Origin of the sequence: Curtobacterium sp. MCPF17_003 (assembly GCF_003224385.1) — a bacterium.
In the GTDB taxonomy this organism is placed as follows: Bacteria; Actinomycetota; Actinomycetes; order Actinomycetales; family Microbacteriaceae; genus Curtobacterium; species Curtobacterium flaccumfaciens.
On sequence record NZ_QKLC01000001.1, the window covers coordinates 77,931 to 102,999 of the forward strand.

Annotated in this window: 23 protein-coding genes; 18 read left to right on the plus strand and 5 right to left on the minus strand. The window is 70.8% G+C overall.

The window, feature by feature from the left end; all coding sequences use genetic code 11:
• Positions 1 to 199 precede the first annotated feature (199 nt).
• The 5 genes from DEJ30_RS00370 to DEJ30_RS00390 all read left to right on the plus strand — a co-directional run bounded on the left by DEJ30_RS00370 (position 200) and on the right by DEJ30_RS00390 (position 6,541).
• On the plus strand, positions 200 to 1,993 hold the full coding sequence (locus DEJ30_RS00370; RefSeq protein ID WP_110858555.1) for a peptide ABC transporter substrate-binding protein: 1,794 nt from the start codon (positions 200 to 202) through the stop codon (positions 1,991 to 1,993).
• A 93-nt stretch (positions 1,994 to 2,086) separates the two neighbouring features.
• Positions 2,087 to 3,046, plus strand: coding sequence for an ABC transporter permease (locus DEJ30_RS00375; protein WP_027467218.1), 960 nt, complete (start codon positions 2,087 to 2,089; stop codon positions 3,044 to 3,046).
• Positions 3,043 to 3,936 carry an ABC transporter permease gene (locus tag DEJ30_RS00380; RefSeq protein WP_110858556.1) on the plus strand — a complete coding sequence of 298 codons (894 nt, stop codon included), beginning with the start codon at positions 3,043 to 3,045 and terminating at the stop codon, positions 3,934 to 3,936. The genes DEJ30_RS00375 and DEJ30_RS00380 overlap by 4 nt, the downstream gene beginning before the upstream one ends.
• Positions 3,936 to 5,621, plus strand: a complete 1,686-nt coding sequence (locus DEJ30_RS00385) for an ABC transporter ATP-binding protein (RefSeq protein ID WP_110858557.1) — start codon at positions 3,936 to 3,938, stop codon at positions 5,619 to 5,621. The genes DEJ30_RS00380 and DEJ30_RS00385 overlap by 1 nt, the downstream gene beginning before the upstream one ends.
• A complete protein-coding gene (locus tag DEJ30_RS00390; RefSeq protein WP_027467215.1) occupies positions 5,618 to 6,541 on the plus strand; it encodes an ROK family protein in 924 nt (307 codons plus the stop codon). The genes DEJ30_RS00385 and DEJ30_RS00390 overlap by 4 nt, the downstream gene beginning before the upstream one ends.
• 16 nt (positions 6,542 to 6,557) lie before the next feature.
• Here the strand turns inward: DEJ30_RS00390 and DEJ30_RS00395 are convergent, their stop codons facing one another.
• Positions 6,558 to 7,274, minus strand: coding sequence for a hypothetical protein (locus tag DEJ30_RS00395; protein WP_110858558.1), 717 nt, complete (start codon positions 7,272 to 7,274; stop codon positions 6,558 to 6,560).
• A gap of 122 nt (positions 7,275 to 7,396) precedes the next feature.
• On the opposite strand from DEJ30_RS00395, the gene DEJ30_RS00400 reads away from it, so the two are divergent.
• From DEJ30_RS00400 to DEJ30_RS00420, 5 genes are all read left to right on the plus strand, one after another.
• The gene (locus DEJ30_RS00400; protein WP_110858559.1) at positions 7,397 to 8,683 is read left to right on the plus strand and encodes a HupE/UreJ family protein; all 1,287 of its coding nucleotides are present in this window, start codon (positions 7,397 to 7,399) and stop codon (positions 8,681 to 8,683) included.
• 137 nt (positions 8,684 to 8,820) lie between these two features.
• Positions 8,821 to 10,956 (plus strand): Ig-like domain repeat protein, encoded by a 2,136-nt coding sequence (locus DEJ30_RS00405; protein WP_111090111.1) that lies wholly within the window; start codon positions 8,821 to 8,823, stop codon positions 10,954 to 10,956.
• A 337-nt stretch (positions 10,957 to 11,293) separates the two neighbouring features.
• Positions 11,294 to 12,550: an ice-binding family protein gene (locus tag DEJ30_RS00410; protein WP_110858560.1), complete on the plus strand. Its 1,257-nt coding sequence runs from the start codon at positions 11,294 to 11,296 to the stop codon at positions 12,548 to 12,550.
• 162 nt (positions 12,551 to 12,712) lie between these two features.
• Positions 12,713 to 13,750, plus strand: a complete 1,038-nt coding sequence (locus DEJ30_RS18360) for a carboxypeptidase-like regulatory domain-containing protein (RefSeq protein WP_110858561.1) — start codon at positions 12,713 to 12,715, stop codon at positions 13,748 to 13,750.
• A 59-nt stretch (positions 13,751 to 13,809) separates the two neighbouring features.
• Positions 13,810 to 14,184, plus strand: a complete 375-nt coding sequence (locus DEJ30_RS00420) for an HIT family protein (protein ID WP_220032908.1) — start codon at positions 13,810 to 13,812, stop codon at positions 14,182 to 14,184.
• Between the two features lie 20 nt (positions 14,185 to 14,204).
• Here DEJ30_RS00420 and DEJ30_RS00425 read toward each other — a convergent pair whose 3' ends face one another.
• Complete coding sequence (locus tag DEJ30_RS00425; RefSeq protein WP_110858563.1) at positions 14,205 to 14,942, minus strand: GAF and ANTAR domain-containing protein; 738 nt, start codon at positions 14,940 to 14,942, stop codon at positions 14,205 to 14,207.
• 164 nt (positions 14,943 to 15,106) lie between these two features.
• Here DEJ30_RS00425 and DEJ30_RS00430 point away from each other — a divergent pair, with 164 nt between their 5' ends.
• Positions 15,107 to 16,258 (plus strand): acyl-CoA desaturase, encoded by a 1,152-nt coding sequence (locus DEJ30_RS00430; protein WP_110858564.1) that lies wholly within the window; start codon positions 15,107 to 15,109, stop codon positions 16,256 to 16,258.
• Between the two features lie 20 nt (positions 16,259 to 16,278).
• Complete coding sequence (locus tag DEJ30_RS00435; RefSeq protein ID WP_110858565.1) at positions 16,279 to 17,262, plus strand: diacylglycerol kinase family protein; 984 nt, start codon at positions 16,279 to 16,281, stop codon at positions 17,260 to 17,262.
• Here DEJ30_RS00435 and DEJ30_RS00440 read toward each other — a convergent pair.
• Entirely contained in the window at positions 17,259 to 17,972 is a 714-nt protein-coding gene (locus DEJ30_RS00440) for a GAF and ANTAR domain-containing protein (RefSeq protein WP_110858566.1), read from the minus strand. The two genes, DEJ30_RS00435 and DEJ30_RS00440, sit on opposite strands and share 4 nt — an antisense overlap.
• A 188-nt stretch (positions 17,973 to 18,160) precedes the next feature.
• On the opposite strand from DEJ30_RS00440, the gene DEJ30_RS00445 reads away from it, so the two are divergent.
• The 4 genes from DEJ30_RS00445 to DEJ30_RS00465 all read left to right on the plus strand — a co-directional run bounded on the left by DEJ30_RS00445 (position 18,161) and on the right by DEJ30_RS00465 (position 20,787).
• Positions 18,161 to 18,892 carry a trypsin-like serine protease gene (locus DEJ30_RS00445; protein WP_110858567.1) on the plus strand — a complete coding sequence of 244 codons (732 nt, stop codon included), beginning with the start codon at positions 18,161 to 18,163 and terminating at the stop codon, positions 18,890 to 18,892.
• A 145-nt stretch (positions 18,893 to 19,037) separates the two neighbouring features.
• Positions 19,038 to 19,925, plus strand: coding sequence for an SDR family oxidoreductase (locus DEJ30_RS00450; RefSeq protein ID WP_110858568.1), 888 nt, complete (start codon positions 19,038 to 19,040; stop codon positions 19,923 to 19,925).
• A gap of 42 nt (positions 19,926 to 19,967) precedes the next feature.
• Positions 19,968 to 20,300, plus strand: a complete 333-nt coding sequence (locus DEJ30_RS00455) for a Dabb family protein (protein WP_110858569.1) — start codon at positions 19,968 to 19,970, stop codon at positions 20,298 to 20,300.
• A 79-nt stretch (positions 20,301 to 20,379) separates the two neighbouring features.
• Entirely contained in the window at positions 20,380 to 20,787 is a 408-nt protein-coding gene (locus DEJ30_RS00465) for a RidA family protein (protein WP_110858570.1), read from the plus strand.
• 51 nt (positions 20,788 to 20,838) lie between these two features.
• Here DEJ30_RS00465 and DEJ30_RS00470 read toward each other — a convergent pair whose 3' ends face one another.
• Positions 20,839 to 21,681 carry a helix-turn-helix transcriptional regulator gene (locus DEJ30_RS00470; protein WP_110858571.1) on the minus strand — a complete coding sequence of 281 codons (843 nt, stop codon included), beginning with the start codon at positions 21,679 to 21,681 and terminating at the stop codon, positions 20,839 to 20,841.
• Between the two features lie 101 nt (positions 21,682 to 21,782).
• On the opposite strand from DEJ30_RS00470, the gene DEJ30_RS00475 reads away from it, so the two are divergent.
• Entirely contained in the window at positions 21,783 to 22,466 is a 684-nt protein-coding gene (locus DEJ30_RS00475; protein WP_110858572.1) for an SDR family NAD(P)-dependent oxidoreductase, read from the plus strand.
• A gap of 66 nt (positions 22,467 to 22,532) precedes the next feature.
• On the opposite strand, the gene poxB is transcribed toward DEJ30_RS00475, so the two are convergent.
• A complete protein-coding gene (gene poxB, locus DEJ30_RS00480) occupies positions 22,533 to 24,257 on the minus strand; it encodes a ubiquinone-dependent pyruvate dehydrogenase (RefSeq protein ID WP_110858573.1) in 1,725 nt (574 codons plus the stop codon).
• A gap of 98 nt (positions 24,258 to 24,355) precedes the next feature.
• On the opposite strand from poxB, the gene DEJ30_RS00485 reads away from it, so the two are divergent.
• Positions 24,356 to 25,063 carry a phosphatase PAP2 family protein gene (locus DEJ30_RS00485; protein WP_110858574.1) on the plus strand — a complete coding sequence of 236 codons (708 nt, stop codon included), beginning with the start codon at positions 24,356 to 24,358 and terminating at the stop codon, positions 25,061 to 25,063.
• Positions 25,064 to 25,069 lie beyond the last annotated feature (6 nt).

The window sequence follows — 25,069 nt, forward strand, 5'->3', positions numbered from 1 at the left end:
ACGGAACACCGGTCGGTGGTCCGTTCTGCCGCGAGCCTACGGGGCGGATCGAGCAGTCCACCCTTTCGTCCGTTCCGCAGTAACGCAGTTTTTACATCGAGATGTTTGTTTTTCCAATCGCTTTGGTCCTTGACTGTCCTCGTGCCGCTCGGCACCCGTGCTCCACCTCCCCGAAGTCCCTCGCACAAGGAGACACCGCATGTCCAAGCCCCGTCGCTGGGCGCTCCTCACCGGAGCTGCGATCGCCGTGAGCGCGCTGCTCGCCGGCTGTTCCGGAGGCGGCAACGCCTCGCAGGGATCGACCGACGAGATCGACTACGCGCTCCCCGCCAACTTCACGCCGAACTGGATCCTGCCGATCGGCACCGCCGCGCACCTCAACACGAACAACGGCTCCATCGCCCAGTCGCTGTACGAGCCGCTCGTCGCGTACGACGGGTCCACCGGCAAGATCGCGTGGAACAAGGCCGGCTCCGTCGCCACCGACGCGCAGTTCGCCGACGACGGCAAGAGCGTCACCATGACGCTCGGCGACCGGCACTGGTCGGACGGCGAGGCGATCACGAGCCGCGACGTCGGGTTCTGGTTCAACCTGATCAAGGCGAACAAGGACCAGTGGGGCTCGTACTCCAAGGGCAAGGCGCCGGACAACTGGACGTCGTTCAAGGCCGTCGACGACACGCACTTCACCATCACGTTCGACAAGGCCTACAACGCGGACTGGATGCTCGCCAACCAGCTGAGCCACATCATCCCGCTGCCCCAGCACGCCTGGGACAAGACCAGCGCGACCGCGAAGGTGACCGACGCCGACGAGACCACCGCCGGCGCGAAGCAGGTGTGGAAGTACCTCAACACCGCCGCCGGCAAGATCTCCGACTACGCCACCGACGACCTGTGGAAGACCATCTCCGGCCCCTACGGCGTCAAGACCTTCACCACGGCCGGCAAGGTCACCCTGACCGCGAACGAGAAGTACGACGGTGGTGAGAAGCCGTCGATCACCACGGTGAACCTGCTGCCCTTCACCACCGCCGACGCCGAGGTGAACGCCGTCCGTTCGGGCGAGGTCGACTACGGCTACATCAACGCCACCGACATGGACCAGAAGTCGTCCTTCACCGGGAAGGGCTACGAGGTCGAGCCGTGGACCGGCTGGGCGATCACGTACATGCCGTACAACTTCAACAACCCGACGATGGGCGCCGTCTTCAAGCAGCTGTACGCCCGTCAGGCCGTCCAGATGTCGATCGACCAGACGTCGCTGTCGAAGGTCGTCTTCAACGGCACCGCCACCTCGACGTACGGTCCGATCCCGCAGGCGCAGGAGTCCGACTACGTCTCCGACGTGCAGAAGTCGAACCCGTACCCGTTCAGCACCTCGAAGGCCAAGGACCTGCTGACCAGCCACGGTTGGAAGGAGCAGGGCGGCACGATGGTCTGCACCGACCCGGGCACGTCCGCTAGCCAGTGCGGCGAGGGCGTCGAGCAGGGCACGAAGTTCTCGATGCAGGTGCTGTCGCAGTCCGGTTCGACCGTGACCGACAACATGATGAGCGCGATCCAGTCCTCGCTCGCGAAGACCGGCATCGACTTCACCATCAAGACGGCACCGGTGTCGAGCGTGCTGTCGCAGACCCCGACCTGCACCTCGGACGAGGCCAGCTGCGACTGGGACCTGTCGTTCTTCGGCACCGCGGGCAGCTGGTACTTCCCGGCCTACCCGACCGGTGAGTCGCTCTTCCAGACCGGCGGTTCGGCGAACTTCGGCAGCTACTCGAACGAACAGGTCGACTCCCTGATCGACGCGACCACCACCTCGACCGACGCCACCGCCGTGCAGGACTACAGCGCAGCGGTCGCGAAGGACCTTCCGGTGATCTGGCTGCCGAGCCCCGACTACCAGATCTCGGTCGTCAAGAAGGGCCTGTCCGGCTTCGACCAGGACTCGCTCGCCAACTTCCACCCGGCCCAGTGGAAGTGGAACAAGTAAGACCGTGACCACGGACGGGAGGCGCGGTGCGCGTCCGACGCGCCCCGCGCCTTCCGTCCCTCGCACGTCTCCAATCCGACCATCGGAAGCCGCATGACCACAGCTCTCTACCTCACCAGGCGCGTCCTGCAGGCGCTCGCGGTGATCCTCATCGTCACCGTCGTGGTGTTCTGCCTGCTGCACGCGCTGCCCGGCGGCCCCGCCCGCGGCGTGCTCGGCGTCTCCGCGACCCCGACGCAGATCGCCCAGTTCAACCAGGCGCAGGGGCTCGACCAGCCGCTGCCCGTGCAGTACCTGCGGTTCCTCGGTCGTCTGCTGACCGGCGACCTCGGCACCTCGTACACGCTCAACGAGCCGGTCTCGCAGCTCATCGCCGAGCGCCTGCCGAAGACCCTCGTGCTCACCGGCATCTCCGCGGTGCTCGGACTCGTCGTCGCGATCCCGGTCGGGATGCTCCAGGCGGCCCGCCGCAACGGAGCGGTCGACTACGCCGCCACCGCCCTGGCGTTCGTCTTCTACTCGACGCCGGCGTTCTTCCTCGGTCTCGTCCTGATCATCGTCTTCAGCCAGCAGTTGCCGTGGCTGCCGTCCCAGGCGCCGAGCGGCACCACCCTGGCCGAGGTGTTCCAGGACCCCGCCGGACTCGTGCTGCCCGTGGTGACCGGAGCCCTCGCGATGATCGCGGTGTTCAGTCGGTACATGCGCGCCTCGACGCTCGAGAACCTGCAGGAGGACTACGTCCGTACGGCCCGTGCCGGCGGCGCCTCGACCGCGACGATCCTGCGTCGGCACGTGTTCCGGAACTCGCTGACCCCGGTCGTCGCGATGCTCGGGTACTACCTGCCGGTGCTGTTCGGCGGCGCCCTGGTGACCGAGCAGCTGTTCAACTACCCCGGCATGGGGCTGCTGTTCTGGAACGCCGCACAGTCCTCCGACTACCCGACGCTGCTCGGCTGCGTGCTCGTCATCTCCATCGCGACCGTCATCGGCACCCTGCTCGCCGACGTCGCACAGTCCTTGATCGACCCGCGAGTGAAGGCGAGCCGCGCATGACCGCCGTCCAGATGGCCCCCGAAGCCCCGGGCGCCCCCGTCACCGTCGCGGCCACCGGGTTCCGGCTCGCCGCCCGCCGGTTCCGGGGCAACACCCTCGCCGTGATCGGCCTCGCCCTGATCGTCGTCATCGTGTTGTTCTGCTTCGTGGGCCCGTTCGTGTACCCGACCGACCAGACCCACACGCTGCTCGAGCAGGCCAACCAGGGCCCGAGCGCCGCGCACTGGCTCGGCACCGACGCCGTGGGCCACGACGTCCTCGGTCGCCTGATGTACGGCGGCAAGGTCTCCCTGATGGTGGGCATCGCCGCCGGGGTCCTGGCCACCGTCGTCGGCACGCTGTGGGGCTCCGTCGCCGGGTACGTCGGCGGCTGGGTCGACGCGCTGATGATGCGCGTCGTCGACGCCGGCATCGCGATCCCGGCCCTGTTCATCCTGCTCGTCATCTCGGCGATCACGAACCCCGGGGTCGGCGGCCTCATCGTCATCCTCGGCCTGGTGTCGTGGCTCGTGCCGTCCCGCCTGATCCGCGCCGAGACCCTGTCGCTCAAGAACCGCGACTACGTCCTGACGCTGCGCGCGATCGGCGGTTCGCACGCCCGCGCGATCGGCAAGCACCTGCTGCCGAACTCGGTGTCGACGATCGTCGTCGCGGCGACGTTCCAGGTCGCCGACGCGATCCTGCTGGTCGCCTACGTCTCGTACCTCGGGCTCGGCGTGCAGCCGCCCGCGACGGACTGGGGCGGCATGCTCTCGGCGGGTCTCACCGCCGCCTACTCCGGACGCTGGTGGCTCATCGTGCCGCCGGGTCTGGCCGTGATCCTGGTCGTCTGCGCGTTCAACGCGGTGGGCGACGGACTGCGGGACGCCTTCGACGTACGGGGCCGCTGATGACGACCGAACCGATCCTCGAGACGACCGACCTCGGCGTCACCTTCAGCACCGAGTCCGGCACCGTCGACGCCGTGCGGGGGGTGTCCCTGTCGGTCGCCCCCGGCGAGACCCTCGCCCTGGTCGGCGAGTCCGGCTCCGGCAAGTCCACCGTCGCACTCGCCGCGATGGGGCTGCTCTCCGGCAACGCGACGGCCTCGGGCAGTGCCGTCGTCGCCGGGCACGAGGTCGTCGGTGCACCCGAACCCGCGCTCCGGGCACTGCGGGGCTCGACCGTCTCGATGGTCTTCCAGGAGCCCGCGACCGCCCTCGACCCGCTCACCCGCGTCGGTGCGCAGATCGCCGAGGTGATCCGGAACCACCGTGACGTCTCCGCGTCCGCCGCCGCGGCCGAGGCCGTCGACCTGCTCCGTCGCGTCGGCATCCCCGACCCCGAGTCGCGCACCCGGTCGTTCCCCTTCCAGCTGTCGGGTGGGCAGCGCCAGCGCGTGGTCATCGCGATGGCGATCGCGAACGCGCCGAAGCTGCTCATCGCGGACGAGCCGACCACGGCCCTCGACGTGACCGTGCAGGCCGAGATCCTCGAGCTGCTCCGTGCGCTCGCCGTCGAGACCGGCACCGGCGTGCTGCTCGTCACGCACAACATGGGGGTCGTCGCGGACTTCGCCGACCGGGTCGCGGTCATGCTCCAGGGCGAGATCGTCGAGACCGGCGGGGTCGAGGACGTCCTGCTCCGCCCCGAGCACGAGTACACCAAGCGGCTGCTCGCCGCGGTGCCGCGGCTCGACGTGGCGGGCGATCGTCCGTCGGCTCCCGTCACCGACACGGGGACCGAGACGGCCGGGAGGCCCGGTGCGGCCCCGGTGGTCGACCTGCGGGACGTCTCGGTGACGTTCGGGCGCGGGGCGCGTGCCGTCCACGCGCTCGCGGGCATCGACATCGCGGTGCACGCCGGTGAGACCGTCGGCCTGGTCGGCGAGTCCGGCTCCGGCAAGTCGACCGCGGCCCGGGTGGCACTCGGGCTCATCAAGCCGACGTCCGGCACGGTGTCGCTGTTCGGGCAGGACCTGCGGACCGCGAAGGGCCGTGACCGTCGTGCCCTCCGCTCCGGCATCGGCGTCGTGCTGCAGGACCCGGTGGCGTCCCTCGACGCCCGGATGTCCGTGGCCGAGTGCATCGCGGAACCCCTCGCCGTGCACCGTCGCGGGATGTCCTCGGCCGACCGCCGTCGCCGCATCGACGAGGTGCTCGACGCGGTGCGGCTGCCACGGACCCTGGCGTCCCGTGCGCCGCGTGAGCTCTCCGGCGGGCAGCGGCAGCGGGTCTCGCTCGCCCGGGCGCTGGTGCTCGAACCGCGGTTGCTCGTCGCCGACGAACCGACCTCGGCGCTCGACGTCAGCGTGCAGGAGACCGTGCTCGAGGTCCTCGGCGAGCTGCAGGACGACCTGGGGTTCGCGTGCCTGTTCGTGTCACACGACCTGGCCGTCGTGCAGCACTTCGCCGAGCGCGTCGTGGTGATGCGCCAGGGCGTCGTCGAGGAGCAGGGCACCACCGGCACGACGCTGCTGCACCCCACCACCGACTACACCCGGCGGTTGCTCGCAGCGGTACCGGTGCCCGACCCGGTCCTGCAACGGCAGCGTCGGACCGCGCGCCTCGCCTCGCTCGCGGCGGTGACCGCGTGACCCGGGTCCTGGCCGGGGTCGACGTCGGCGGCACCAACACGAAGGTCGTCCTGACCACGCCCGACCTCGAGGTCATCGACCGCCTCGACCTGCCGACGCCCGCGCACGCGGGCGGGGCGGCGATCGTGACGGCCGCACTCGGGGCCGTGACGGGTCTGCTCGAGACGCACCGGGCCTCCTTGGCGGGTGTCGGGGTGGGCGCGGCCGGTGTCGTCGACCGGACCACGGGAACCGTCCTGGTCACCGGCAACTCGTTCACCGGCTGGGCCGGGTACGGCGTGACCCGGGCGGTGACGGACGCCCTCGGCGTCCCCGCGACCCTCGACAACGACGTGAACGCGTTCCTGCTCGGCGAGATCGCCACCGGCGCGGTCGTGGGGGAGTCCGACGTGCTCGGCATGACCCTCGGTACCGGCGTCGGCGGTGCGCTCGTGCTCGACGGACGGCTCTTCGCCGGCCCGCGCGGCGCCGCCGGTGAGATCGGCCACGTCCCCGGCTTCGGCGACGCCCGGTGCACCTGCGGACAGACCGGGCACCTGGAGACCATCGCGGGCGCACGCGGCATCGCCGACCGCTACGCCGAGCGCTCCGGGCGGATGCTCTCGGCACGGGACGTCGCCGTCGCCGCGCGCGGCGGAGATGCCGACGCGGCCGCCGTCTTCGCCACCGCGGGGTGGGGCCTGGCCCGTGCCGCACTGCTGACCGCGGGGATCCTCGACGTCACGACCGTCCTGATCGGCGGCGGGATCGCACGGTCATGGGACCTGCTCGAACCGGCCATCACGGCGGCGATCGCCGCGGAACCGCCGGTCAGCGGGGCGACGATCCGGCTCGCGCAGTCGACGCTCGGGTCCGACGCCGTCGCACTCGGCGCGGCGGCGCAGGTGCGAGCGCGCGTGCTGGAGCCGGAGACCGCGTAGCGGGGGACCGCCAGGGTCAGGGCACCCAGACGACGATGCCGCGCAGGTCGTGGAGCACGGCGGCGAGCCCGGCGCGCAGACCACGGGCCGCGCGGTCCTCGGTGAAGGTCTCGGGGTCGTAGTGGCTCGACGGGCCGAGGCCTTCGCCGCGGAACCCGCCGCCCGTCCAGTCCGCCGCCGTGACGTTCGACGTCGGCTCGGCGATCTCGGCACCGACGACCAGGAACTGCTGGTGGAGCGCGGTCGGCGAGACGGCCGCGAGCGGGTCGACCATGTGGTTGCCGACGGTGATGACCAGGTCGGGCTCGGCGTCGACGGCGCGCAGGACCGCGGCGATGCGGTCGTCGGCGTCCTTCGCCGAGACCGGGGTGACGGTGACGTCCTCGTCCGCGGCCCACGACTCGACGGCGTCGAGCAGGGTACGGGTCGGGGCGTCGGCGGCGTCACCAGCGTCGGAGAGCAGCACGACGTCGTAGCCGGTGGGGGCGTGCACACCGGACCACGAACCGGGCTCCGGGTGGATGGTGGCCTCGGGCGCCGGCGGCTGGTCGGGGTCGGAGAACCCGGCGCCCAGGACCCCGGCCGAGGCGTGCGCCGACGCGGTCGCCGTCGGGCCGGCGCCGCCGGTGGTGCCGTCCGACGCCCCGGAGCAGCCGGCCAGCAGGACGGCGCCGACACCGGCGAGGGCGACGGCGGTCAACAGGACGGTCGTCCGGGTGGCGATGCGGGTCACGGCACCATGCAAGCACGCCCGACGGCCGCCCCGGGCCGGTCGGGGGACCTGTCCAACACCCGTCCCGCCGCTGGTCACCGGTTGTTCACCTGCCGGTCGTCTGCGGGCCGGATCGTCTGCGCGTGCCCTCCGGAACCACCGCCGCGCTCCTGCGCGCCCGCCCTGCCCACTCGTCTCCCGCGTCCGCGCTCGTCGCACGGGTCGTCGCCGCGCTCGTGCTGCTCGGGGTGGTCGTGATCGGTGTGCTCGCGGGGGCGGCGCCGGCGTCGGCGCACGGCTTCAGCTCGGTCGTGTACGCCGACGTCACGTCCACGGAGCCGACGGTCGTGCAGGCGGAGCTCGGGCTCGAGTACGACCTGATGCTCGTCTCGGTGGCCACGAGCGAGCACGACGACACGCTGCACGAGCAGGGGCAGACGGCCTGGGACGATGGGGACTTCCCGGGGATGGTGACGGCTGCCGAGGCGCACACCGACGCGATCGGGAAGTACGTGTTCGACCGCTTCACGGTGACCGGAGCCGGCGGGCAGGCCTGCACGGGCACGCTCGACGACACCGTCACGGTCGATCTGCAGGACGAGGTGCCGTACGCCCACGTGACCGCGGACTTCACCTGCCCGGAACCCTCGGAGACGCAGTCCGGGCACGTGGTGTCGTCCGAGCTGTTCCCCGACGACGAGACCTTCGTGCGCGACACCAAGACGATCGTCACCTACGACGTCGACGACCGGACCGGTTCGGCCACCCTCGACGCCTCCCAGCGCACGTTCTCGACCGAGCAGTCGGCGGGCGAGCGCTTCTGGGAGTTCTTCCGCCTCGGCGCCGAGCACCTGCTGACCGGGATCGACCACATCCTGTTCCTCGTGGCGCTCATCGCCGGGTCGCGTCGACTGCGCGAGGTCGTCTACACGGCGTCCGCGTTCACGATCGCGCACTCGATCACGTTCATCCTCGCCGCCCTCGGAGTGGTCAGCCCGCCCGCGATCGTCGTGGAACCGCTCATCGCGCTGTCGATCGCCGCGGTCGCCGGCTGGTACCTGTGGCGGCTCTGGCGTCGTCGATCGCGGGCCGACGAGCTGGTGGTCGGTGAGCACGGACACTTCTCGCTCGATCGTGCCGGGTGGACCCGCCTGGCCGTCGTCTTCGCCTTCGGGCTCATCCACGGGCTCGGGTTCGCCGGGGCGCTGGGCATCCACGAGGCGTTCTCGTGGCAGCTGCTCGTCTCGCTCCTGATCTTCAACGTCGGCATCGAGGCCGTGCAGCTCGCGATCATCGTCATCGTGTTCCCGCCGCTCTCACTGCTGCGGCGGAAGGCACACCGGGCGTCGCTCTGGGTGACGGGCGCCGTGACCGCCGGCGTGTTCGTGATGGGGATGATCTGGTTCGTCGAACGGCTGGCGGCGGGCTGACGGTCGCAAGGGAACGTCGACAGGTCGAGCTCGTTCCTGAACAGCGACGAACCGTCACTCAGCGTTCACCAAGACGTTTTGCGGTGCATGCAGAGTCTTCCGTGCTGCACCATCCCACGTCTGAGAAACGGACCCACATGAGTCTCCTGTCCGGCGCCACTACCCGGCGCAGAACCACCACCCTCCGCGTCTGCGGAGCCGTCCTCGGGGCGGCGCTCATCGCCGGTGCCTCGATGGTCGGGACGAACGCCGCCACCGCTGCGACGAACACCCCCACCACCAACATCTCGACCGGTGGCCCGATCCACATCCTGCTCGGCGTCGGCGCGACCGAGAGCCAGCGCATCGCCTCGTGGTACTTCCCCACCAACGTCGCGCAGTCGCTCGAGATCCAGAAGACCGCGTCCATGACGGACGGTGGCTTCACCGACGCCAAGCAGACGATCGCCGCGTCGAAGGCCGCGAACACTGCAGCCGACACGAGCGCGACCGACTCGAACACCAAGAGCATCCCCGGCATCGCCGCCGAGTCGGGCTACATCAACGCCCACGCGACCATCTCGGCCCTCGAGCCGAACACCTCGTACACGTACCACGTCGGTGCGGCGGACGGTTCGGCCTGGTCCGCGTCGTACACCTTCACCACGAAGAGCTTCTCCGGCGACTTCGACTTCCTGTTCTTCGGCGACCCGCAGATCGGATCGTCGGGCTTCACCGACGACGACGGCGCGGGCTGGGCGGACACGCTGAAGTACGCCACGTCGACCGAGCCGGACGCCGAGCTCCTGGTCTCCGGTGGCGACCAGGTCGAGCACGCCAACAACGAGTACGAGTGGGGCGCCTTCGCCGACAGCAGCGACGTGCTGAAGCGCTACCCGTGGGCCTCGACCATCGGCAACCACGACGTGGGCGGCAAGGCCTACGAGCAGCACAACCAGGTGCCGAACTCCCTGAAGGTGCCGGACTTCTACCCGGGCGGCAACACGACCGCGAACTCGGGTGGCGACTACTGGTACATGTACAAGGGCGTCCTGTTCATCGACATCAACTCGAACGCCTACGCGGCCGGTTCGGACGCTGCCCACGTGAACTACGTGCGCGACGTCATCACCCGTCACGGCGACGACGCGAAGTGGACCACGCTGGTCTACCACCACTCGATCTACTCGCCCGCCGACCACGCGAACGACCGTGACAACCAGCAGCGCCGGTTCGACTTCACGCGTTCGTTCTCGGACATGGGCGTCGACCTCGTCCTGCAGGGCCACGACCACTCCTACTCGCGCAGCTACGCGATCAAGAACGGCAAGAAGGCCAACGTCAACGAGCAGCCCGCTGCTCCCGACGTCTTCTCCGGCCCCGGCGGCGTCATCTACATGACGGCGAACTCGGCCTCGGGCTCGAAGTACTACGACCTCACCACCCCGGACGCCACCCAGGGCGGCTACGGCGCGGACCCGCTCGACCCGACGGGTCAGCGTCACTTCGCCAACTCGGTCGAGAACCAGGAGCACGTCCGCACCTTCGTGAAGGTCTCGGTCACCGACGACAAGCTCGCCGTCGAGAACATCCGTGCCAGCGACTGCACCACGCTCAACTCGGCGGTGCAGCACGGCAAGGTCGACAGCTGCGGCGTGACGCTCCAGCCGACGGCCACCGCCGACCCGGCCGCGATCGGTTCGACGGTCGACAAGTTCAACCTGCACGCCACGCTGCCGACGACGACCACCACGCTCTCGGTGTCGGCTGCGACGCAGACGTACCGCACCAAGACGCCCGTCACGGTCACCGCGACCATCGGCGGCGGGGTCGGTGCCCAGCAGGGCACCGTGACCTTCCGTGACGGCAAGACGGTGCTCGGCACAGCTCCGGTGAAGAACGGCACGGCCAGCACCACGCTGCCGAGCGCCCTCGCCATCGGCAAGCACTCGGTGACGGCCTCGTTCGCGAACGCCGACACGACCTACTCGGGCACGGACTCGACGACGGCCAAGGCGACGACGGTGACCGTGTCGAAGGCCCCGTCCCGTGCCGTCCTGAAGTACAGCGGCGGGAAGGCGAGCGTGCAGGTCGGCGCCACCGGCTTCCGTGTCGACGGCACCGTGCGGATCTACGAGGGCTCGAAGCGCCTCGCCGACGTCAAGGTGTCGCACGGCACGAACACCTCGGCGCTCAAGCTGAAGAAGGGCACGCACAAGCTGCACGCCGTTTTCCTCGGCACCTCCGAGATCGCCACGAGCACCAGCCCGACCATCACGGTCGTCATCAAGTAGCACCAGGCACCAGCAAGGGCCCCGCGATCTCCATCGCGGGGCCCTTCGCCGTGTGGCCGGGGGCGGGCGACCGGTCCTACCCGGGACCGGTGCCACACCGGCTGACGGGAGACCCGAACTCCCTACCCGTCCGCTGGTGAGAGCGACCGGTCAACCTGTGGTGAGCATGCGCCAACAGGCCGGGATCGCCTAGACAGCCAGGCCAACTGCCAGGCTTTGAGCGAATGTCCAGACATTCCTAGGTGATCGCTGTGCGGAGGGCCATACTTCGAGCCACTGAGAATGCGCGCTCGTCGCCGACGTCACCCCGCCTCTCCTTGCAGGAAGAGGCCGGACCATGCACGCTCGCCATCTCAGACGCAGTTCCCTCCTGGTCGTGTCGGCGGCCGCCGCCGCCGTGTTGATCACCCTCGGTACCGGTGGTGGGGCATCGGCCGCCACGGTCATCGACGGCCCCGTCAACCTCGGAACGGCCTCGACCTACGGCGTCCTCGGGGCGAGCGCGGTCACGAACACCGGCCCCTCCGTGATCAACGGCGACCTCGGCTTGTCGCCGGGCACGTCCATCACCGGCTTCGGCGGCGCACCCGACGGTGTCGTCAACGGCACCACGCACCAGACCGACGCCGCAGCCGCACAGGCCCAGCGCGACACCACCACCGCGTACAACGTCGCCGCGTCGCTCTCCCCGACCCAGACCGGTCTGACCGAGCTGAACGGCCTCTCGCTCTCACCCGGCGTGTACTCCGGCGGCGCCCTCGCCCTGGCGAACAACGGTGCGCTGACCCTGGCCGGCAGCGCGGACTCCGTGTGGGTGTTCCAGGCCGCGTCGACCCTGACCATCGGGTCCGCCAGCCAGATCGTGATCACCGGCGGTGCCAGCTCGTGCAACGTGTTCTGGCAGGTCGGCAGCTCCGCCACCGTCGGCACCGGCGCCCGGTTCCAGGGCACCGTCCTGGCGCAGCAGTCCGTGACCGCCACCACCGGCGCGACCGTGCAGGGCCGACTGTTGGCCCGCACCGGCGCGGTCACCCTCGACACGAACCCGATCACGGCATCGAACGGCTGCCCCGCGCCGGGCACCCCGTCCGAGTCGCCGACCATCACCTCGGGCACCCCGTCCGACGGCACCGTGGACGTGCCCTACTCGTCCACGGTCACCGCGACCGGCACCCCGAACCCGACCTTCACAGCCACGGGCCTGCCCGACGGCCTGACGATCGACAGCACCACCGGCGTCATCTCCGGCACCCCGACCACCCCGGGCACCTCGACCGTGACGATCACCGCGTCGAACGGCACCAGCCCGGACGACACCAGCGTCGTCACGATCACCGTCCGCGCCCCGGCTCCGGTGCCGACCGCGACGCCCACCCCGACGGCACCCGCAGTGGCGCCCACCGACACCCCGAGCGGCCCCGCGACCGCAGGCACCGGCGGTGGTGGCGGCGGAACCGACCAGCCCACCGGTGAGCTCGCGTTCACCGGCTCGGACCCGACCGTCCCGCTGAGCATCGCCGCCGCGCTGCTCGCCGCGGGTGCAACCCTCATGGTCCTGCTGCGTCGTCGCCGTCGCACCGTCGGCCGCATCTGACGAACCCCGAAGGACCCCGTGACCCCGGTCGCGGGGTCCTTCGCCGTTGCCAGCACCCCGCGAGCAGTGCACATCCGGCGACGGTGCGCAGGCGCCTCGACACGTCTACGCTCCACTGCAACGGGGTCAGGGGCGGCCTCGCAAGGGGAGCAGGGGTACGCCATGACGACTCGACGACGCACGGTGGTCGGCATCACGACCGTGTTGACGCTGGTCGGGGTGATCCTCGCACCGACGACCGCGGCCCTGGCAGCACCGGACGACGGCGCGCTCACCGTGATGCTCACCCACCCGGAGAAGCGCCCGCTGCCGATGTCGGGGGTGGTGGTCGACCTGCGGACCCCGGAGGGCGCGACCACGGCCTCTGCCTCGAGCGACGCACGCGGGCGGCTGACGTTCGACGCCGTCCCGTCCGGCACGTGGAGCCTGCACGGCGAGCGCGAGGGCTCGTACGGCTTCGACGACGTGCTCCCCGCCGAGCGCACCGGCATCACGGTCGGCCCCGGAGCGCACGAGACCGTCGTCCTGGTCGTGCGACGCGGCGCATCGATCGGTGGGACCGCACACAACCCGTACGGCGCCGACCTGTCCGGCGCGGCCGTCGTCGTGCGCGGCTGGAACACCGGAACGGTGCGTCGCACCGTCACCGCCCGAGACGGGCACTACTGGGTGCACGGCCTGCCGAGCGACGACTACAGCGTGCAGGTCAACGCGCACGACGAGTCCCTCGACTCGTGGCCGGCGCTGCGCGGTCAGTCGTGGGGGTTCCACCGCGACCCCGGCTCCACCGCGCCGCGCTCCTACGTCCGCGTCGCGAACCAGGCGGGCGGCCGGGCCGAGACCGTGCTGGACGACGTCGGCGCGAGCTCGACCGTCGGGGTCACCCTGTCCGCCATCGTGAACCCGCAGCTCGACACCGACTTCACCGGGGCCACGGTGCACGTGTACGGCGAGTCGATCGGCAGCACCTTCGACACCCGCCTGGTCTACTGGTCGCCGGGGCGCGGCGGCATCTTCGGCGTGGTCCTGAGCCCCGGCCGGTACAAGGTCGAGGTGGTCGGATGGTCACCCAGCCAGAACCGGTACGTCTCCTACTGGTACGGCGGCGAGGGCAACCGCCCGGTCGCCGACCGGGCGTCGTCGCACACCGCGGTCGTGCGGGACGAGAGCCGGACCATCTCGTTCTGGAGCACGCGCTGATCCCCGAACCCGACGCCCGAGACCGTGACGACGCGCTCACCGGATGCGTCTTCGACAACGTGCCACGGGCCTCCCGGCTCGTCGAGGACGACCTGGTCGTGGCGTTGCTGGACGCGAACCCGGTCTCGACCGGGCACAGCCTGGTCGTCCCGAAGCGCCACGTGGTGTCGTGGTTCGACGCCACCGCGGACGAAGTCGCCGCGATGACGCGGCTCGTCCGCGCACTCAAGCTGGTGCTCGACGACCGGTACCGACCTGACGGGTACAACGTCGGGTTCAACGACGGCGCGGCAGCCGGGCAGACGGTGTTCCACGCCCACCTGCACGTGATCCCACGGTACGGCGGCGACGTGCCGGACCCGGCCGGGGGCATCCGGCACACGATCCCGGGCCGGGGCCGCTACCCGACCGGCACCCGCGCGTCGCACCGGTGAGGACCGTCCCGAGGGAACCCTCAGGACACTCCGGCCCCGATGAGGTCGGCGAGCGGGACGTCGTCGCGTGCCACGGCTGCGGCGACCTGGCTCAGGGAGCGCTGGTGTGTGCGGGCGTAGCGACGGATCATGCCGAAGGCCTCCTCGACGTCGACCCCGGCCGCACGTGCGAGGTACCCCTTGGCCTGTTCGATGGCGACCCGGCTGTCGAGCGCACGCTGGAGCTGCTCCGCGGTGAGTGTCGCGTGCTCGAGGGTCCGTTGCTGCAACAGGCTGATGGTCGCGACGTCGGCGAGGGCCTGCGCGGCTCGGGCGTCGGCACCGTTCAGCGCTCCCTCCGTCTCGCGGAACAGGTTCAGCGACCCGACGGTGGTGTCCCGCAGCCGGAGCGGGATGGCGTGGACGCCCGCGTAGCCGCGAGCCCTCGATGCCTCGGCAAACCGGGGCCAGTGCTGCCGCAGGTCGTCGGCGTTCTCCGAGGTCACCAGCCGGCCGGTGGTCACGGCGGTGATGCAGGGCCCCTCACCGGCGTTGAGCTGGAGCAGACCGATGAAGCTGCTGCGCTCGCTCGTCGACGCGACGACGCGCAGCTCGTCCTGCTGGTCGAGCAGGTGGATCGCGCCCGCGGCGGCGTCGAACAACTCCACTGCCCGGTCGACCAGCGTCTGCAGGACGTCGACCACGTCGTAGTCCGCCACCAGGCTGTCGGTGAGGGTCACGAACGTCTCGACCAGTCGTGCTTCGCGTACCTCGGTCATGTGGAGCGGTCCTTCCGTCGAGCAGGCGGGACAACCGTAACCGAGCAGCGGACACGCGGACCTGTGGCTTGCACCCGGGAGCGCGGCGGCTCTAGCGTTGGAGCAGCTGCCCCAGACCCCGGCCGCCGGAACGTTCCGCCATTCCGATGACGACCAGGGAATCCATGACGACGCAGCACGCCGGTACCAGCCCGCAGCGGGAGACCAGCTCGAAACCCCTCGCCAGCGGCTACCGGAAGACCGGCTCTCCGGTCGGACCGCGGACCGGCGGCACCTCGTCCTACTCCGCGCTGCTGGCGCAGGTGAAGGAAGCCGGGCTGCTCGAGCGCCGTCGGGGCTTCTACTGGGCGCTGTTCTCCGCGCTCGTCCTGGCCACGGCCGCGTGCTGGGTCGTGTTCGCGTTCCTCGGTGACTCGTGGTTCCAGCTCATCGTGGCCGGTGCGCTGGGCGTGCTGTTCACGCAGTTCGCGTTCCTGTCGCACGAGGCCGCGCACCGTCAGGTGTTCGAGTCCCAGAAGTGGAACGACCGCGCGGGCCGCTGGCTCGGCACGTTCCTGGTGGGCCTCAGCTACTCGTGGTGGATGAACAAGCACACGCGCCACCACGGCAACCCGAACACCGTCGGCAAGGACCCGGACATCGCGCCGGACGCGATCCGGTTCCTGCCGGAGGACGCCGCCGCCGTGACGAACAGGCCGCTCCGGGTGTTCGTGCAGTACCAGGGCTGGTTGTTCTTCCCGTTGCTCACGCTCGAGGGGATCAACCTGCACCGGGCTGCCGTCGTGTCGGTCCTCCGGGGCACCGGTGGCCGCAGCGACACCCGGGGTCGGGTCCTCGAGGGCATCCTGCTCGTGGCGCGTTTCGCCATCTACCTGACGGTCGTGTTCTGGTTCCTGCCGTTCGGGATGGCGTGTGCGTTCCTCGGGGTGCAGCTGGCCGTGTTCGGCGTGATGATGGGTGCCTCGTTCGCCCCGAACCACAAGGGCATGCCGACCATCGCGCACGACGCGAAGGTCGACTTCTTATCCCGTCAGGTGCGCACCTCGCGCAACATCCGTGGCGGCTGGTGGGTGTCGTTCCTGATGGGCGGGCTGAACTACCAGGTCGAGCACCACCTGTTCCCGTCGATGCCGCGTCCGGCGCTGAAGCAGGCCCGCCTGCTCGTCCGTGACCACTGCGACACCCTCGACGTGCCCTACACCGAGACGACGCTGCTGCGCTCCTACGGCATCGTCGTCCGCTACCTCAACCGCGTCGGCCTCGCCGCCCGCGACCCCTTCGTCTGCCCCATGGTGACCGAACTCCGGATCCACTGAGCCCCGCCCCGCCCTGCCCCGTGCCGAACCTCCCGAACGACGCCCACCAGCTGCGGGCAGCGGTGGTCGTGAACCCGACCAAGATCGACCAGGCGCGCCTCCGAGCGGTGCTCGCCGCCGAGGAGCGCGTCCACGGATGGGCCGAGTCGCTCTGGTTCGTCACGAGGGCCGACGACGACGGACGGGCTGCCGCACGGGCCGCGCGCGACGCCCGCCCGAGCGTCGTCCTCGTCGCCGGCGGGGACGGCACGCTCCGGGTCGTCGCCGAGGAACTCCGCGGCACCGGGACGCCGGTCGCGCTCGTCCCCAGCGGCACCGGCAACCTGTTCGCACGGAACCTCGGGCTGCCCCTCGGCGACCTGGTGCGCTCCGTCCGTGCGGGCTTCGGCGGGACGGACCGCCCGATCGACGTCGGGCTGGCCGACCTGACCGACCCGTCGGGCACCACGACGTCGCACGCGTTCCTGGTGATGACCGGCATCGGGCTCGATGCGAGCATGGCCGCGGACACGAACGCGTGGGTGAAGAAGCGGTTGGGGTGGGTGGCCTACTCGGATCCCATCGCCCGGTCCGTGATCGGCAACCGGCGGATCCCGGTGCACTACGGGATCGACGACGGCCCGCTCCGCAGCATGAGCGCGCACACGATCATCGTCGGGAACTGCGGCACCCTGACCGCGGGCATCCTGCTGCTCCCCGCTGCCCGCCCGGACGACGGGATCCTCGACGCCGTGGCGTTCCGGCCGGCCGGGTGGTTCGGGTGGACCAAGGTCGGGTACGCCCTGACGCTCAACCGGTTCTTCGCGCGCACCCGGTTCGGGCGGCTCCTGGCCCGGGTGCTGCCGACCTCCCGTGCGCTCCGGTACACCCGGGCACGGACGCTGCGGCTGACCGTCGACACCCCGGAGCGTGTGCAGCTCGACGGTGATGCGTTCGGCGAGGTGGTCGCGGTGTCGCTCACCACGCAGCACCACGGGCTGGTCCTCCGGACGGAACCGGTCTAGCCGGTGCTGCCGAGGTCGGCACCCCGGTGCACGACGTCCTCCGCCATGGCCCGGATCCCGCGGCCCGCACCGGCAGCAGTACGTCGCAGGATCTGGAACGCCTCGTCCATCCGGATGCCCCGTCGGTACGCGAGTGCGCCCTTGGCCTGTTCGAGGAGCACCCGGGCCTCGAGCGCGTCCTCGACCTGTTCCTCGATCGTGGTCGACACCCCGCGGTCGCGCTGTCGGACCAGGGCAGCCGAAGCCGCGTCGGCGAGCAGCTGGAGCAGCACGACGTCCTGGTCGTTGTGCCCGCGGGTGTGGTCGGCGAAGACGCACAGGGAGCCGATGGTCCGGTCCCGCAGACGGATCGGCTCGGCGAACGTGCCCTGCAGCCCCCGTTCGCGCATCGTCGCCGCGAACGTCGGCCACTCCGACTCGTGCGTGGACACGTCGGGCACGTCGATCGTCTTCCCGGTCCGGTAGCAGTCGAGACACGAGCCCTCGTTCGTGCCGAGCTGCGCTTCCTCGGCCTCGCTGCTGCGCTCGCTCGTCGAGGCGATGACCTGCAGTACGCCGTACCGGTCGGCCAGCACGATCCCCGCCTCCGTCGCCGAGGTCCCCTCCACGCACGCCGCGATGACACGGTCCATGGCGTCGAGCACCTCGAGGTCGGTGTCCAGGGCCGGAGTCAACCGATCCGGCAGGTTGATCGCGTCACTGGTCGTCATGCTTCGACGCTACGACCAGACCGATGGCGCACGGCTCAGCCAGTTCGCGTACCGGATCACGGCTCTCGAGTCCGCAAGCAGGCGCGTCCGTCGAAGTGCGGACTGGTGCGACCCCCGGACAGGGGGTCAGGATGACGCATCAGTTGCACAGAGCAACTGGCAGGTGCTTCACCGACAGAGGAGTCGTCATGAAGAAGTCCATCGCAGCCGCGTTCGCCGCGGTCGCCGTCATCACCGCCGGCGTGTTCGCCGCTTCGCCCGCGTCCGCGCTGCCCGTCAGCACGAAGGTCGTCGGCGGCGAGAAGGCCCCCACCACCTCGTGGGCGGTGCAGCTCGAAGCCTCGGGCGGGAGCATCCCCGCAGGCTACGTCAGCAACTGCACCGGCGAGCAGCTCAACGCCTCGTGGATCCTCACCGCCCGGCACTGCATCGACGGCATCGGTGCGATGAACGTGTACCACTCCAACTCCACCGTCAACCGCGGCGCGGCCGTCGCCGTCGACCGGGTCAGCGCATCGCCGGCGGGTGACATCGCGCTCGTGCACCTGCGGACCGCCTACTCGCTGTCCACCTACGCACCCCTCGACCTCACCGCGACGGCCAAGTCGAGCGGCACCGGCACCATCCAGGGCTACGGCCTGCGCGCGAACGCGACACAGTCCGACGGCCTCTACCAGGCCACCGTCTCGCTCACCGGCGCGAGCACCGACGCCTTCAACGGTCGTGCCCAGCACCTCACCGGGGTGACCGGCGCCTCGAACCACGGCGACTCGGGCGGCCCGCTGCTCGTCAACGGCAAGGTCGTCGCCGTCTGCTCCACCGGCGACAGCGCCGACCCGGGTGCGAACACCAGGGCCGGCTCGAACTACGCCCTGCTGTCGCAGGCCTCGTCCTGGATCCGGACCACGGCCGGCGTCTGAGCCACCTGACGGACCGGAGGCGCGGTGCGGGCCCGCACCGCGCCTCCGGTCCGTCCCCACCCGTCTTCCAGGACCCGGTCGCCTGCTCAGCGTCCGTCACCCACCAGCTGAGCGCCCGTGCGGGCGCTGCGACGACAGTGGGGCCATGAGCCAGTACGAGAAGCGCGATCCGAACACCCTCTACCCGGCACCGCCGTACCCGAAGCAGGAGCAGTCGCTGCCGGGCGCCGCGTGGAAGATGGACCCGAAGCCCGACCACGGCGAGGAGAGCTACGTCGGGCTCGGACGCCTGAAGGGGTACCGCGGCATCGTCACCGGTGCCGACTCCGGCATCGGCCGTGCCGCCGCTATCGCGCTGTCGCGCGAAGGAGCGGACCTGGTGCTCTCGTACCTGCCGGACGAGCAGGAGGACGCGGAACAGGTCCGCGACCTGCTCGAGTCAGAAGGCCGTCGGGCCGTGCTGTTCCCCGGGGACATCTCCGACGAGCAGTACTGCACGGATCTGGTGCAGAAGGGCGTCGACGAGTTCGGCGGCCTCGACACCCTGGTCATGGTGGCGGGTCGCATGGAGAGCAACGAGGACATCCTGACGCTCGACACGTCGATGTTCGACTCCACCTTCAAGACCAACATCTACTCGCTGTTCTGGCTGACCAAGGCCGCGGTGCCGCACCTCGAGCCCGGGTCGACCATCGTGACGACCGGTTCGATCCAGGCGTCGACGCCCTCGCCGGACAAGATCGACTACGCCGTGTCGAAGGGCGCGATCAAGCTCTTCACCGAGGCCGTCGCGCAGCAGCTCGCGCCGAAGGGCATCCGTGTGAACTCCGTCGCGCCGGGGCCGGTGTGGACGCCGTTGCAGCCGGGTTCCGACGACGCCGAGACGGTGTCGCACTTCGGCGAGAGCTCGCCGTTCGGCCGCCCCGGGCAGCCCGCCGAGCTCGGCGCCGCCTACGTGCACCTGGTCAGCCCGGAGTCGAGCTACCAGTCCGGGTCGACGATCACGATCGCCGGTGGGACGCCGGCGTTCTGAGGTTCTGGGTTTCGTGTTCTTGCGTTCGAGGAAGGGGACCACGTGTCCGGAGTGACGCACACCGTGCTGGTCGAGTGGGACGGGGAGGACCGGTCGTCCGAGGCATCGGCCCTGTCGCGCGAGCACCTGCCACGGATCGAGGGGGTCGAGTCGGTGCAGTCCGGCACGAGCGTGAGCACGGAGGGACTGGAGGGCGGGTTCCACTGGATGCTCGTCGTCCGGTTCCGCGATCGTGCCGCGCTCGCCGAGTACTTGCCGCACCCGGAGCACCGGCCGGTGGCCGAGTTCATCGGTGCAGCGAGTGCCCGGGGCGTCGTGTTCGACGTCGAGGACGCCGAGCAGCCCGAGGAGCGCCAGGGCATCCGCGTCGGGTGAACCGGCCGGGGCCGTGCAGAGCACCAGGTGCTGGTCTCTCTCGGCCTGGCTGCTCAGCGATCGCGGGCAGGATGGGGCGATGGCCAGCGCTGTCCGTCTCATCCGGTCCGACGTCCTGAGCGACGTGGCGCAGTACGCGTACGCGTCCACCGTGCCGGCTGGGACGCGGCTCGTGTTCCTCGCCGGGGCCTGCCCGCTCGCCCCGGACGGGTCGACCGTCGCGGTCGGGGACCACGCGGGCCAGGCCGCCAGGTGCATCGAGACCATGCAGGAGGCGCTGCGTGCGGCAGGTGCCTCCATCGAGGACGTCGTGAGCACCCGGGTGCTCGTGGCGTCCTCGCGGCAGGCTGATCTCGTCACCGCCTGGCAGGTGGTCCGCGATGCCTTCGGCACTCACGACGTGCCGAGCACTCTGCTCGGGGTCACGGTCCTCGGGTACGACGACCAACTGGTCGAGATCGAAGCCGTCGCGGCTGTCGCCGACTGAAGCCGGCGGGGTCACTGCGGACCCGCACCGCACAACCACAGTGACTTCGCCTCACTCCACCAACGACTGCGTCCCCACCACGATCGCCAGCGCCAGCCGCTCCGCGTCCACCGACCCGGGCACGGCCGTGTACGCCAGGATCCGCAGGTCCTCCGGCCCGACGACCAGGGTGTCGCAGTCGAGCGTGATCAGCCCGACGTCCGGGTGGTCGATCACCTTCCGGCGGGCGGTCTCGCCGAGCGCGGTCGCGCCCGAGTCCCACAGCTCGACGAACCGCGGACTCGCCGCCCGCAGGTCCCGCACGAGCTGCTGCAGCTGGCGGTCGAGCGGGTAGCGGGCCGCGGTCATCCGGAGCCCCGCCACCAGGTTCGCCTCGAACGCCGCCTGCTCCTCGGGCGTGTGCACGGCTCGGCTGCCGGATCCGACCAGGTGCCGCCACGCCGTGTTCCGGTCGTTCCCGCGGAGTGCCCCGATCGGCCCCATCAGCGCGTCGTACGGGGCGTTGGCGACGAGCAGGTTCCCCGCGGCGTCGAGCACCGCGACGGGGGTGTCCGCCAGTCGGTCGAGCAGTCGCTGCACGCTCGGTGGGATCCGCGACGGAACCACATCGGCTCCGGGGACCGCGTGCCCGGCGAGCCGGTAGAGCAGCTCGCGGTCGGCATCGGCGACCCGCAGCGCCCGCGCGAGCGCCTCGACCACCTGGGCGGACGGTGAGGTCGCCCGCCCCTGCTCGAGCCGGGTCAGGTAGTCGGCCGAGATCCCCGCGAGCTGCGCCAGTTCCTCGCGCCGCAGCCCGGCTGCGCGTCGACGCGGCCCGACGACCATGCCGGCAGCGTCGGGGGAGACGTGGTCGCGCAGCCGCCGCAGGGTGTGCCCGAAGTCCGTGTCCGCCATGTCCCCAGTCTGCGCGCGTCGAGCGGTCGAGTCCTGGCCCTGACGGTCCTACGACAACCGGGCGACTCCCTGAGGTCGGCGCCGAGCGTGACGCTGGACCCATGACAACGACACTCATCACCGGGGCCACCCGCGGCCTCGGCAAGGAAACCGCCCGCCAGCTCGTCGAGGCGGGCCACACCGTCTGGATCGGCGCCCGCGACGCCGACCAGGGCGCCGCCGTCGCCACCGAGGTCGGCGCCCGCTCCGTCCAGCTCGACGTCCGCGACGACGACTCGGTCGCCGCGGCCTTCGCCCACGTCGACGCGAACGGCGGCCTCGACGTCCTGGTCAACAACGCCGGCATCGCCGTCTGGGGACAGAGCGGCCCCGAGGCACTCGCCGTCTTCGACACGAACGCCGTCGGCACCATCCGCGCGACCGAGGCCGCGCTGCCGCTCCTGCGTCGCTCCGCGAACCCGATCGTGGTGAACCTGTCGAGCGCGCTCGGATCCTTCACCGCCACCCACGACCCGTCGAAGCCGGCGTTCACCGTGCCGGCCGTGGTCTACGGCGCGTCCAAGGCGGCCGTCTCGATGCTGACGGTGCAGTACGCCCGCGTCGTGCCCGAGGTGCACTTCGTCGCGATCGAGCCCGGCTACACGGCCACCGAGTTCGGTGGCATGCCGAACCCGCACGGTCGCCCTGTCGAGGTCAGCGCCGCGACGATCGCGGCCGCCGCGAACGCGGGCCCGGAGGGCCCGACCGGTGTGTTCCTGGAGGACGGCCAGCCGCTCGGGTGGTGACGCCGTGACGGCCAGGAGGCCCGTGGCGGCGCCGCCACGGGCCTCCTGGCCGTCGTCCGGTCGCGTCTACAGCAGCTGGCGCGCGTTGGTGGACGCGAGGTCCAGCAGCTCGTCGCCGCGGCCCGACAGCACCGTGCGGATGGCGTAGAGCGTGAAGCCCTTCGCCTGCTCCAGGGTGACCGCCGGGGGCATGGACAGTTCCTGGCGGTTCGCGCGGACCGACACGAGCGCGGGGCCGTCGTGCGCGAGCGCGGCGGCCATCGCGTCCTCGAAGTCGTCGGACACGTCGACGTGGAACCCCTTGATGCCGATCGCCTCGGCGACGGCGGCGAAGTCCGGGTTCTGCAGCTCGGTGCCGTAGTTCACGAAGCCGGCGGCCTTCATCTCGAGCTCGACGAAGTTGAGCGACGAGTTGTCGAACACGACGATCTTCACCGGGAGCTTGTTCTGCACGATCGTGATGAGCTCACCGAGGAGCATCGTCAGCCCGCCGTCACCGGCAAGAGCGATCACCTGCCGGTCCGGGTACGCCGTCTGCGCACCGATCGCCTGCGGGACGGCGTTCGCCATCGTGCCGTGCACGAACGAGCCGATCAGTCGGCGCTTGCCGTTCATGGTGAGGTAGCGCGAGGCCCAGACGACGGGGGAGCCGACGTCGGGGATGAAGACGGCGTCCTCGGCGGCGAGCCGGTCCAGCACCCGGGTGACGTACTGCGGGTGCAGCGGCTTCTTCCTGCCGGCGGGCACGGCCAGGTCGTCGAGCTTCTCGCGGGTCTTCCGGTAGCGCCCGAGCGAGTCCTCCAGGTGCTTCGTCGGGTGCGAGCCGGTCAGCAGCGGGAGGAGCGCGAGGGCGGTGTCCTTGACGGTGCCGACCAGCCCGATGTCGACGGGGTGCCGCCGGCCGAGCTGCGAGCCTCGGATGTCGACCTGCACGTGCTTCGCCTCGGCCGGGAAGAACTGCTGGTACGGGAAGTCCGTGCCGAGCATGAGCACGACGTCGGCGTCCTCCATCGCGCGGTACCCGGACGCGAAGCCGAGCAGCCCCGTCATGCCGACGTCGTACGGGTTGTCGTACTCGATGTGCTCCTTGCCGCGCAGCGCGTGCACGATCGGGGCCTGCAGTCGCTCGGCCAGGGCGACGACCTCGTCGTGGGCGTCCGCGACGCCGGCTCCGGCCAGGATCGTGATCCGGTCGGCACCGTTCAGCAGGTCGGCGGTGCGCTGCAGCTCGGCCTCGCTCGGCACGATGCGCGGGGTGGCCCGCTCGATGCGAGTGGCGCGGTCGTCCTTCGCCTCGGCGAGCAGGACGTCGCCCGGGATCACGAGGACCGCGACGCCGCGCTTCTCGATCGCCTCGCGCATCGCGATCTCGAGCAGGCGGGGCATCTGCACCGGGTCGGCGACGTACTCGACGTAGACGGAGCACTCACGGAACAGCTCCTGCGGGTGGGTCTCCTGGAAGTAGCCGGAGCCGATCTCCGCCGTGGGGATGTGCGCCGCGATCGCCAGCACGGGCACCCGCGAACGGTTCGCGTCGTACAGGCCGTTGACCAGGTGCAGGTTGCCGGGCCCGCAGCTGCCGGCGCAGACGGTCAGGTCACCGGTCAGGGCGGCCTCGGCAGAGGCGGCGAACGCGGCTGCCTCCTCGTGACGGACGTGCTCCCACCGGATCGTGCCGTCCTTGCGCAGGGCGTCGGTGAAGCCGTTCAGGGAGTCCCCGGGCAGACCGTAGACCCGGTGGATGTCGTTGGCCCGGAGGGTGGCGACGATGTTCTCGGCAACGGTTGGCATGTGCCCTGTCTACTCGCGACCGCTGCGCTGAACGCTTTCGGATCATCGTGAGGCCCGCTCGCCCCTGCCTGTCGAGCTTGGGCTGCGACGATGACCGGATGACCGACGACGCGCCGCTCCTCCGTCCCCGCCGACGGGAGCCAGCCACGTATGGGATCCTGGAGCGCTCGCCGTACCCGCTCGTCTCGGTGGCGATCGCCGTCATCGCGGTCGTCGTCATCACCATCGTCGGGTTCACCCTCGGCACGGTGGACCTCGGGCTGTCGAAGGCCCTCAACGCGCTGCACACCGGGTTCGTCGGGGCGTTCAGCACGGCGGTCTACCACGTGATCAGTCCGGCACCGGCGATCGGGATCACGGTCGTCGTCGTCGCCGTGGTCTGGTGGCGCACGCGAGACCTGCGACCCGCCCTGGCGTTCGGCGGCACCATCGCGATCACGTGGGTGCCGTCCGCGATCGTGAAGGAGATCGTGCACCGCGCCCGGCCCGACGTCGCCGTGCTGCCGCACCCGTTCCCCGTGCAGCCCGACCCCGGGTACCCGAGCGGGCACACCGTCTACATCACGGCGTTCGTCATCGCCCTGATCTGGCTGCTCCGCGAGACCCGGTGGCACCGGCTCGCGCTGACGCTCGGGGTCGTGGCCATCGTGGTCGTGTTCTTCGCGGTGTCGATCGACGCGGTCCACTACCCGACCGACGCTGCCGCCTCGATCCTGTGGGCACTGGCCGTGGCGCCGGGGGTCCGGGTGGTGTGGGTCGACTGGCTCATGCCGCGGGTGCCGTTCCTGCGGCCGGGGCGGGGCTGACGCCGG